Raw genomic sequence first — 10,275 nt, forward strand, 5'->3', positions numbered from 1 at the left:
TCATGATCTTGGAATAAATAAGAGGGAATGCAGACCCCATAGTTCCGGCAACGTCATCGACCCTTTCGCGCGCCGCCCGGCGGACGCACCCGGAGCTGTTCCATGCCCATCGCCCTCTTCGCCCTTACCGTGGCGGCCTATGCCATCGGCACCACGGAATTCGTCATTGTCGGCCTGCTGCCGACCGTCGCCGCCGACCTTCATATCGACCTGCCGCTCGCCGGCCTGATCGTCTCCGTCTACGCGCTTGGCGTCACCTTCGGCGCGCCGGTGCTCACCGCGCTGACCGGCCGCGCGCCGCGCAAGGCGCTGCTGCTCGGCCTGATGGCGCTGTTCATCGCCGGCAATGCCGGCGCGGCGCTGAGCCCTGACTATGCCAGCCTGCTGGTGGCGCGGGTGATCTCCGCCTTCGCCCATGGCGTGTTCTTCTCGGTCGGCGCCACCATCGCCGCCGACCTCGTCGCTCCCAATCGCCGCGCCTCGGCCATCGCCATGATGTTCATGGGACTGACGGTCGCCATCGTCACCGGCGTGCCGCTCGGTACCTTCATCGGCCAGAGTTTCGGCTGGCGCGCCACCTTCGCCGGCGTCGCGGTGCTCGGCGCGGTGGCCTTCCTCGCCATTGCCGTGCTGCTGCCGTCCAAGCTGTCCCGGCCGGAGCCGGCCAGGCTTGCCGACCAGTTCAAGGTGCTGGCGAGCGGGCGCCTGCTCATCGTCTTCGCCATGACCGCGCTCGGCTATGGCGGCACCTTCGTCGCCTTCACCTATCTGGCAGTGATCCTCGAGACCGTCACCGGCTTCGATGCCGGCGCGGTCAGCCTGATCCTGGTGCTGTACGGCGCCGCCATCGCCGCCGGCAACCTGATCGGCGGGCGCATCGCCGACCGCGATCCGGTCAAGGCGCTGACCGGGCTGTTCGCGGCGCAGGCGGTGGTGCTGGCGCTGTTCGGCTTCACCATGTCGGCGCCGCTGGCGGCGCTGGCGACCCTCGTCGCGCTCGGCTTCCTGTCCTTCGCCAATGTGCCCGGCCTGCAGATCTATGTCGTCGAGCTCTCCCGGCTGTACCGGCCCGGTGCCGTCGACGTCGCCTCGGCGCTGAACATCGCCGCCTTCAACCTCGGCATCGCCATCGGCGCCTGGGTCGGCGGGCGGGTGGTCGCCTCGCCCTTCGGCCTGGAGGCAACGCCGTTTGTCGGCGCCGGGCTGGTGGCGGTGGCGCTCGGGCTCACCATATGGAGTGGTGTGCTCGACCGGCGTGCCGACGCGACCGCCGCGCAGGCGGTGTGAGACCAGTCACGGCAACGCTTCGGCGGGCAGCGCGCCGCCCCGATGGTCCGGCCCGGCTATCTCTGATTTGCATCATGAATAAAAAATGGTGTTTACAGAGAGCGGGCGGAGCCAGCGGGGTCGGCACACCCGACGGAGGTGAAGTTAAATTGCGTGTTACCCGGGAAAAGGTCGCCGAGCATCGGCGCGCAATCCTCGATACCGCCTCGCGGCTGTTTCGGGAGCGCGGCTTCGGCGATGTCGGGGTTGCCGAGATCATGCAGGCAAGCGGCCTGACCCACGGCGCCTTCTATGGCCATTTTCGCTCCAAGGCGCATCTGGCTGAGGAAGCCTGCCGCGACGCCTTCCTGAAGAGCCGCGCCGAATGGAGCGCGGTGCCCAGCCTGTGGTCGATCATCGAGCGCTATGTCTCGATCCTCCACCGCGACGCCCCGTCCAAGGGTTGCCCGATGTCGGCCTTCGGCGCCGAGATCGCCCGGCAGCCGGAACATGTGCAGAGCCAATATGCCGACGGGCTGCGCCATCAGCTCGGGCGGATCGCCGAGTTGCTGCCTCCCGGCGGCACGCCGGAAGAGCGGCACGCCGATTCGATCACGCTGATGGCCTCGATGGTCGGCGCCATCACTCTGGCGCGCGGCCTGTCCTCGACCGACCAGGCGCTTTCCGAGGAGATCCTCGCCTCGGTGCGCGATTCGCTGCGCCGGCATGTGATCGAGGAGCACGGCACCGCCAAGGCCTGCGTTCAAACGGGAGAGGCCGCCGAATAGGCGGCCCCTCGATCTCTTCGATGAGCCGGCGCCGCCTCAGCGGAACATCGCCGGCAGCCAGAGCGACAGCGCCGGCACATAGGTGACCAGCAGCAGCACGAACACGCTCGCCCCGAAGAACGGCCAGATGGTGCGCATCGCCTCGCGTATGCTGATGCCGCCGACCGCGCAGCCGACGAACAGCACCGTCCCGACCGGCGGCGTGTTCAGCCCGATGCCGGCGTTGAGGATCATCACCACGCCGAAATGCACCGGGTCGATGCCGAACGCCTTCACCACCGGCAGCAGCACCGGCGTGCAGATGATGATCATCGGCGCCATGTCCATGAAGGTGCCGAGGAACAGCAGCACGATATTGATCAGCAGCAGCACCATGATCGGGTCTTCGGAAACCGAGCGGATCAGCGCGATGGTGGATTGCTGCACCTGGAGATAGGCCATCAGCCAGCCGAACGACGCCGCCGCGCCGATCACCAAGAGCACCATCGCCGTGGTGCGCACCGCGCCCAGCGTCGCCTCGACGAAGCCCGACCAGTCGAGTTCGCGATAGACCAGCACCGCCACCAGCAGCGCATAGAGCACCGCGATGCAGGAGCTCTCCGTCGCGGTGAACACGCCCGAGCGCACGCCACCGAAGATGATGGCGATGAGCAAGAGCCCCGGTATCGAGGACAGGAGGTAGAAGCCCAGCTTGCCGAAGCCGGGGAACGGCTCGGAAGGATAGCCGCGGCGCTTCGCCACCCACCAGGCGGTGACCATCAGCGACAGCGCCAGCAGCAGGCCCGGCACCACGCCGGCGGTGAACAGGTCCGCCACCGAGACATTGCCGCCCGCGGCGATCGAATAGAGGATCATGTTGTGCGAGGGCGGGATCAGCAGCGCGATGATCGCCGCGTTCACCGTGACGTTCACCGCGTAGTCGCGGTCGTAGCCGCGCTTGGCCATTTGCGGGATCATCAGCCCGCCCACCGCCGAGGCATCCGCCACCGCCGAGCCGGAAATGCCGCCGAACAGCGTCGAGGCGACGATGTTCACCTGGCCGAGCCCGCCGCGCAGATGGCCGACCAGGCCGGCGGCGAAGCGGATCAGTCGCAGCGCGATGCCGCCGCGCACCATCAGATCGCCGGCGAAGATGAAGAACGGGATCGCCATCATCGCGAAGACGTTGATGCCGGAATTCAGCTGCTGGAACACCACGATGGGCGGCAGGCCGAGATAGAGCACGGTCGCCAGCGAGGAGATGCCGAGGCAGAAGGCGATGGGGGTACCGATCGCCATCAGCGCGACGAACGAGCCGAACAGGACGAAATGCGCCATCACACCACCTCCGGGGTCGCGGTATCGGCGGCGATCTCGACGCCGAGCAGCGTGTCGACCAGCCGTTCGGCGGCGAACAGCGCGATGAGGATGCCGCCGAGCACCAGCGGGAAGAAGTCCACGCCGCCCGGCCAGCCGAGCACCGGGATGGTCGCGGTCCAGGTGCCGATGGCGAGCTTGGCGCCGTACCAGGCCATGGCGATGCCGAAGGCCGCCACCAAGGCGAGGTTGACCAGGTCCATCGTCCGCTGCGCCCAGGGCGGCGAGATGTGATGGAATAGGTCGAGCCCGAGATGCACGCTGTCGCGCACGCCGACGGCGGCGCCGAGCAGGATGAACCAGCTCATGAACTGCAGCGACAGCGGCTCCGCCCAATTGGGCGTGTCGTTCAGTATGTAGCGGCCGAACACCTGCCAGCCGACCACGGCGGTCATGATGACCAGGAGGGTGCCCGAGATCCACAGCGACACCGTGGACAAGACGCCGAGCACCCGGCGAACCACGCGAAGAGCCTGCATCGTGCCTCCGGCCTCCGGTTCGCTTGCGGGCGCTCCGGCCCGCACCGCGCCATTGGCGGGGGCGGGCCAGCCGGCCTTCGCCGGCGAGAGCGGCGCGCTCATTGGACGGCCTGGATGCGGGTCACCAGATCCTTCATCTTCGGATCGGTGACAAAGCTGTCATAGACCGGCTTCATCGCTTCGATGAACGGCGTCTTGTCGACGGTGAACACCTTCACGCCGGCATTGCGGACCTTCTCCTCCGACGCCTTCTCGCGCGCCAGCCACAGCTCGCGCATCTTGGCCACGGATTCCCTCGCCGCCTGGCGGACGATCTTCTGGTCTTCCGGCGACAGCTTGTCCCAGCTCACCTTGGAGATCACCAGCGCCTCGGGGGCCAGCGAGTGTTCGGTGAGGGTGTAGTTCTTCGCCACCTCGAAATGCCGCGAGGATTCGTAGGACGGCCAGTTGTTCTCGGCGCCGTCAACCACGCCGGTCTCCAGCGAGGAATAAACCTCGCCGAACGGCATCGGCGTCGCATTGGCACCGAAGGCCTTCATCATCGCGATCCACAGATCCGACTGCTGCACGCGGATCTTCATGCCCTTGAGGTCGGCCACCGACTTCACCGGCTTCTTGGTGGTGTAGAAGCTGCGCGCGCCGGAATCGTAGAAGGCGAGACCGACGAGACCGTGCGGCTCGAAGGCGGCCAGGATCTCGTCGCCGATCGGCCCGTCCACCACCTTGTGCATGTGATCGACCGAGCGGAACAGGAACGGCAGGCCGAGCACCTGGGTCTGCGGCACCAGATTGTTGAACGGCGCGGTGTTGACGCGGTTCATGTCGATGACGCCGAAGCGGGTCTGCTCGATGGTGTCCTTCTCGCTGCCGAGCGAGGCGTTGTTGAACACCTGAACGTCGAGCCGCCCGTTGGTGCGCTCCTTCACCAGCTTGCCCATGTAGATGACCGCCTCGACGGTCGGGTAGCCGTCAGGATGGATGTCGGCGGAGCGCAGCACCGTCTGGGCGCTCGCGGTGGCGACGGAGCAGGACAGGGCCAGAGCTGCAGCCAGCCCCAGAATGCGTGGCGTATTCATCAGGTTTCCTCCTTGTGAGATCGCTCGTACGGTCGACGATGCCCGCCGCTCGAGGCGGCCTGCACCGCCGCCGCCCGCTTTTTTGCGGGGCTGGCGACGTCGTTGGTATCGAACTAAAGCGCTAATGCATTAGTGGTGTCAATTGCCGGAAACAGTGGTCTTGAAGAGCTATTGATCTATCGAAACTCTGCATCCCGGATGCATGCACATCCCTGCCGGAGACCCACTGCAACGAGTTCGCGACGAGCCTCATCGTATGTCACCGCACTGGTCTGCGGGTAGGCGGGAACCCCAAGGCTGGTCCTCACACGAGGACCGACTGGTCCCCCGCGATGGTTTGCGGCTCCCAAGCGACAACACGCAGATCGAAGCCGCCGACTCCGGGAAACTCGATGCGGGCCTCCTCGCCGATGCGCACGTCATGCACCCCGGTGGTCATGCCGGTGAGCACGATGTCGCCGGCCTTGAGGGAGCGGCCGCGCGAAGCGAGCTGGGCGATGAGGAAGGCGACGGATTCATAGGGACCGCCGGCGACGCGCGCCGCGTTCCCTTCCCCCGCCAGCACGCCGCCGATCAGCGTGCGGGAGACGAGGCGCTCCCAGTCGCCGGCCGTCCCCGGTGGGATCGCCGGACCGATGAGGGCGCCGGCATTGTTGCCGTGATCGGCGATCACCGCCCCCGGCCCGAGATCGTTGATGCTGGCGAGCGGGCTGGAGGCGATCTCCGAGCCGGCATGCAGCGTGGCGAAACCGGCAATGTCCGCGGCCGAGACCGGCCCTTCCGGCGCATCGGCGGTGAGCCGCACCACGAATTCCGCCTCGATGGCCTTGAAGCCGCCGGCATAGACGAACACGTCGACGCTGCCGCCGTCGGGCACTTCCTGCACCGCATCGGTGAACACCGGCCCGACGAGGCGCGGCGCGTCGTAGCGCTCGCGAAAGCCCGGCGCGATGCCCGCCACCTTCCAGCCGGCGAGGCGGCGCGGGGTCAGCCGCAGCACCTCTTCCTGCACCGCATAGGCCGCGGAGAGGCTGGCGGGCAGCTCGCCCGGAAACCCCGCCAGCGCGCGCGCCTCGCGCCGTGCCGCGACAAATTCCTCTGCCGTGCTGGGCATTTAAAGCTCCCCAAGACGCTTGCATCGTTTTTGGTATGGTAGATACTGCCTCTAGTATGGTAGAACGTCAAGCAGCAATCGACCCCCGCAGCCAGGAGTAGCCCAAGGTGAACGTGGAGACCGGCGAGGTCGCGGAATCGAGCGCGCGGCGCATCGAGCGCGAGATTCGCAAGGCGATCATCACACTGGACATCCTGCCCGGCGCGCCGCTGTCCGAGCAGGAGATCGCCGAGCGCTATCAGGTCTCGCGCCAGCCGGTGCGCGAGGCCTTCATCGCGCTGGCCCGCGCCGGACTGGTCGAGATCCTGCCGCGCCGCGGCACTTTCGTGGTGAAGATCTCGCTCGACCGCATGCTGGAGGCCCGCTTCATCCGCGAGACGCTGGAGGCCGGCATCGTGCGCCGCGCCTGCGAGCGCTTCGACGCCCGCATCCGCACCCGCATCGACTTCTATCTCGACGCACAGCAGGTCGCCGCCGAGGCCGGCCGGCACTACGAGTTCCAGCGCGCCGACGAGCGTTTCCACGCCGCGCTCGCCGAGGGGGCGGGCTGCCCGACCGCCTGGTCGGTGATCGACGACATCAAGGCGCATATGGATCGGGTGTGCCACCTCACCCTCCCCTCGGCGACGGCGCTGCCGCAGCTGGTCGACCAGCACCGCGCCATCCTCGCCGCCATCGACGCCCGCGCGCCCGACCGCGCCGAGGCGGAACTGAAGGCGCATCTGTCGGAGATCCTCAAGGCCCTGCCGCAGGTGCGCGCCGCCCATTCCGACCTGTTCATCTGACCCATTCCGACAGGGCCGGCCAACGGCCCGACCACGCCAGGGAGAGAGCCATGGATCTTCGCCACGCCATCCATCCGGATCAGGCCGAAGCCCTCGACACGACCGGCCTGCGCCGGCATTTCCTGATCGACACCGTATTCGAGGCGGGCAGGATGCGCGCCACCTATACCCATTATGATCGGATGATCGTGCTCGGCATCGCACCGGCGGGCGCAGCGCTCGCCTTCGACGCCACACTCGCCAAGGTGGCCGGCAGCGAGCATTTCCTTGAGCGGCGGGAGCTCGGCGGCATCAATGTTGGCACCGGGCCGCTGAAGGTGGTCGCCGACGGCGAGAGCTTCGTCGTCGCGCCGCAGGAGGCGCTCTATCTCGGCATGGGCTACCGGGAGGTGAAGTTCGAGAACCTCGATCCGGCGCGGCCCGGACGCCTCTACGCCAATTCCGCCCCGGCGCATCAGCGCCACCCCAGCCGGGTGGTGCGCCAGGCCGAGGCCTCGCCGCAGCCGCTCGGCGCGCTGGAGACCTCGAACAAGCGCACCATCTTCAAATATCTGCACCCCGGCGTGCTGCCCACCTGCCAGATCGTCATGGGCCTGACCCGGCTGGAAGGTGGCAGCGTGTGGAACACCATGCCGGCCCACACCCATGACCGGCGCATGGAATCCTATTTCTACTTCGAGGTGCCCCAGGACAGCTTCGTGCTGCATCTGATGGGCCGGCCGGAGGAAACCCGCCACCTGGTGGTGCGCAACGAGCAGGCTGTGCTCTCGCCGCCCTGGTCGATCCATTCCGGCGCCGGCACCGGCTCCTATGCCTTCATCTGGGCGATGGCCGGCGACAACCAGTCCTTCGCCGACATGGACTTCGTGCCGATGGGAGAGCTGAAGTGAGCGTGGCGTCGCTGTTCGACCTGCACGAGCGCATCGCCCTCGTCACCGGCGCGCGCACCGGTATCGGCCGCGCCCTCGCCGAGACGCTGGCCGAGGCCGGTGCCGACGTTATCGGCCTCGGCTCGCGCGCCATGCCGGAAACCCGGCGGGCGGTGGAAGAGAAGGGCGTGCGCTTTCACGAGGTGATCCGCGACCTCGAACAGGGCGGCGACTTCGCCGCGATGCTCGCCGAGATCGCCGGGGACTTCGGCGCTCCGGACATCCTCGTCAACAATGCCGGCATCATCCGCCGCGCCGATTTCGTCGACTTCACCGAAGCGGACTGGGACACGGTGATGACGATCAACCTCAAGAGCCTGTTCTTCCTCTCGCAGGCGGTGGCGCGCAGCTGGATCGCCCACGGCGTCGAGGGGCGCATCGTCAACATCGCCTCGCTGCTCTCCTTCCAGGGCGGCATCCGCGTGCCGTCCTATACCGCCAGCAAGCACGGCGTGGTCGGCCTCACCCGGCTGATGGCCAACGAACTGGCCGGCAAGCACATTACCGTCAATGCCATCGCCCCCGGCTATATCGAGACCGACAACACCGAGGCGCTGCGCGCCGATCCGGTGCGTAGCCGGCAAATACTTGAGCGTATCCCGGCCGGGCGCTGGGGGGTTCCCGACGATCTGAAGACCGCCATACTGTTCCTCGCCGCCCCCGCCTCCTCCTATGTGACGGGAACGGTGGTGCCGGTGGACGGCGGCTGGCTGGCGCGCTGAGAATGGCCGAGGATAACGAGATGCAGGCCCGGCTGGTGATCGATAGTCGCTGCGAGATCGGCGAATCCCCACTGTGGGATGCCGCGCGGCAGGCGCTGTACTGCGTCGACATTCCCGCCGGCACGGTGTTCCGGCTGGATGTCACGACCGGCGCGACCCGCAGCTGGCAGTTCGACGCGCCCGTCGGCAGCCTCGGCCTCGCCCGGTCGGGGCGGTTCCTGGTAGCGGTCGGCGGCGACGTGATCCTGCTGGACGTCGACACCGATGCGCGGCAGCGACTTGCGACGGTGGAGCCACGCTTCCCGGAGTTCCGGCTGAACGACGGCAAGGTCGGACCGGACGGTGCCTTCTGGGTCGGCTCGATGCATGACGTCGCGCCGAGCGAACAGCGGCCGGAGGCATCGCTCTACCGGGTGAATGCCGATGGGCGGGTCGACCGCAAGATCGACGGCCTGAAAGTGTCCAACGGCCTCGCCTGGACGGCGGACGGGCGCACGCTGTTCCATACCGATTCGCGCGGCCCGTGGATCGACCGCTGGGACTTCGATCCCTCAACCGGCGCGTTGTCCGGCCGCCGCCGCCTGCGCTATCTGTCGGAAGCGGAAGGAAGGCCGGATGGCGGCGCCTGCGACATCGCCGGGCTCTATTGGAGCTGCGGCGTCTCCGCCGGTTGCCTGAACGGCTTCGACGGCGACGGCCGGCTGGTGCGCAAGATCGCGCTGCCGCTGCCGGCGCCCACCATGCCCTGCTTTGCCGGCGCGGGATTGACGACGCTATATCTCACCAGCTTACGCAAGGGCCTTCCGGCAGAGAAGCTGGCCGCCGCGCCCGCTTCCGGCGGCGTGCTGGCGCTGGAATTCCCAGTTGCCGGCGTGCCCGTCGGCCTGTTCGAGGACGCATGATGACCGAGCCCGCCGACGCCCGTCCCTTGCTCCTTACCGGTGCCGCCGGCGCGCTTGGCCGCATGCTCGCCGGGAAGCTGGCACGACCCGACCGCCCGCTGGTGCTCAGCGATATTATCGAGCCGGCTTATGATTTACCGGAGAATACGCGCTTCATCGCCGCCGACCTCGCCGATCGCGCAGCGGTCATCCGGCTCGGCGCGGATTTTTCCGCGGTGCTGCATTTCGGCGCGGCATCGACCGAGCGGGATTTCGAGGACATCCTCGGACCTAACATCCTCGGTCCGCATCACATTTTCGACCTCGCCCGTGCCAGCCGGGCGCGGGTAATCTTCGCCTCCTCGAACCACGCCATCGGCTTTCATCGCCGAGGTGAAATGCTCGACGAGGACTGCGACCTGCGCCCGGACGGCTATTACGGATTGAGCAAGGCCTATGGCGAGTTGCTGGCCCGGCTCTACTGGGACAAGCACGGGCTGGAAAGCCTGTCGATCCGTATCGGCAGCTGCATCGAGCGGCCGACGGATATCCGGCATTTGTCGACGTGGCAGAGTTATGGGGATTTGGTTCGGTTGGTTGAAGCGGGGTTGTCGACTGCTGCGCTCGGGTGCCGGATTGCGTGGGGCGTATCGGCGAACGCGCGCTCATGGTGGGTACGCCATGACGAGGCGATGGGTGGGGCACCTCTCGACGATGCCGAGCCCTATGCCGACGCGGTAGTGCCGGGGGCGGCAGAGACCGACGAAGTCTCGGCGCGTTATCAGGGTGGGACGTTCTGTGCGTCGGGCTATGACCGGGCGGAGTTTGGGCCGGAGGAGGTTTTCGGCTGGCGGACGGCGGCGCGGCGATCATGAGCCG

The 10,275-nt window shown here is 67.5% G+C and carries 11 protein-coding genes; 7 read left to right on the forward strand and 4 right to left on the reverse strand.

The genetic code is table 11. The features are described from left to right. The first annotated feature begins 102 nt into the window (after positions 1-102). Positions 103-1,287 (forward strand): MFS transporter, encoded by a 1,185-nt coding sequence (locus tag KHC28_RS19445; protein WP_214010041.1) that lies wholly within the window; start codon positions 103-105, stop codon positions 1,285-1,287. A gap of 149 nt (positions 1,288-1,436) precedes the next feature. Then, positions 1,437-2,054, forward strand: coding sequence for a TetR/AcrR family transcriptional regulator (locus tag KHC28_RS19450; protein ID WP_214010042.1), 618 nt, complete (start codon positions 1,437-1,439; stop codon positions 2,052-2,054). 36 nt (positions 2,055-2,090) lie between these two features. Here KHC28_RS19450 and KHC28_RS19455 read toward each other — a convergent pair whose 3' ends face one another. The 4 genes from KHC28_RS19455 to KHC28_RS19470 form a co-directional block, all read right to left on the reverse strand. Beyond that, positions 2,091-3,371: a TRAP transporter large permease gene (locus KHC28_RS19455; protein WP_214010043.1), complete on the reverse strand. Its 1,281-nt coding sequence runs from the start codon at positions 3,369-3,371 to the stop codon at positions 2,091-2,093. Further along, positions 3,371-3,889: a TRAP transporter small permease gene (locus tag KHC28_RS19460; RefSeq protein WP_230364675.1), complete on the reverse strand. Its 519-nt coding sequence runs from the start codon at positions 3,887-3,889 to the stop codon at positions 3,371-3,373. The genes KHC28_RS19455 and KHC28_RS19460 overlap by 1 nt, the downstream gene beginning before the upstream one ends. A gap of 98 nt (positions 3,890-3,987) precedes the next feature. After that, positions 3,988-4,965, reverse strand: a complete 978-nt coding sequence (locus KHC28_RS19465) for a TRAP transporter substrate-binding protein (RefSeq protein WP_214010045.1) — start codon at positions 4,963-4,965, stop codon at positions 3,988-3,990. Positions 4,966-5,269: 304 nt separating this feature from the next. After that, positions 5,270-6,079: a 2-keto-4-pentenoate hydratase gene (locus KHC28_RS19470; protein ID WP_214010046.1), complete on the reverse strand. Its 810-nt coding sequence runs from the start codon at positions 6,077-6,079 to the stop codon at positions 5,270-5,272. A gap of 107 nt (positions 6,080-6,186) precedes the next feature. On the opposite strand from KHC28_RS19470, the gene KHC28_RS19475 reads away from it, so the two are divergent. Genes KHC28_RS19475 through KHC28_RS19495 form a run of 5 tightly spaced genes read left to right on the forward strand, consistent with a single transcriptional unit; the run spans position 6,187 to position 10,271 of the window. After that, positions 6,187-6,864, forward strand: a complete 678-nt coding sequence (locus KHC28_RS19475; protein WP_214010047.1) for a GntR family transcriptional regulator — start codon at positions 6,187-6,189, stop codon at positions 6,862-6,864. 50 nt (positions 6,865-6,914) lie between these two features. After that, positions 6,915-7,754, forward strand: coding sequence for a 5-dehydro-4-deoxy-D-glucuronate isomerase (gene kduI / locus KHC28_RS19480; protein ID WP_214010048.1), 840 nt, complete (start codon positions 6,915-6,917; stop codon positions 7,752-7,754). Then, positions 7,751-8,515 (forward strand): 2-dehydro-3-deoxy-D-gluconate 5-dehydrogenase KduD, encoded by a 765-nt coding sequence (kduD, locus tag KHC28_RS19485; RefSeq protein WP_214010049.1) that lies wholly within the window; start codon positions 7,751-7,753, stop codon positions 8,513-8,515. Before kduI ends, kduD begins: the two co-directional genes overlap by 4 nt. Before the next feature lie 2 nt (positions 8,516-8,517). Continuing rightward, positions 8,518-9,417, forward strand: coding sequence for an SMP-30/gluconolactonase/LRE family protein (locus KHC28_RS19490; protein WP_246565030.1), 900 nt, complete (start codon positions 8,518-8,520; stop codon positions 9,415-9,417). Then, a complete protein-coding gene (locus tag KHC28_RS19495; RefSeq protein ID WP_214010050.1) occupies positions 9,417-10,271 on the forward strand; it encodes an NAD-dependent epimerase/dehydratase family protein in 855 nt (284 codons plus the stop codon). The genes KHC28_RS19490 and KHC28_RS19495 overlap by 1 nt, the downstream gene beginning before the upstream one ends. The last annotated feature ends 4 nt before the right edge of the window (positions 10,272-10,275 follow it).

The sequence above is a fragment of the Ancylobacter sonchi genome (assembly GCF_018390695.1).
In the GTDB taxonomy this organism is placed as follows: Bacteria; Pseudomonadota; Alphaproteobacteria; order Rhizobiales; family Xanthobacteraceae; genus Ancylobacter; species Ancylobacter sonchi.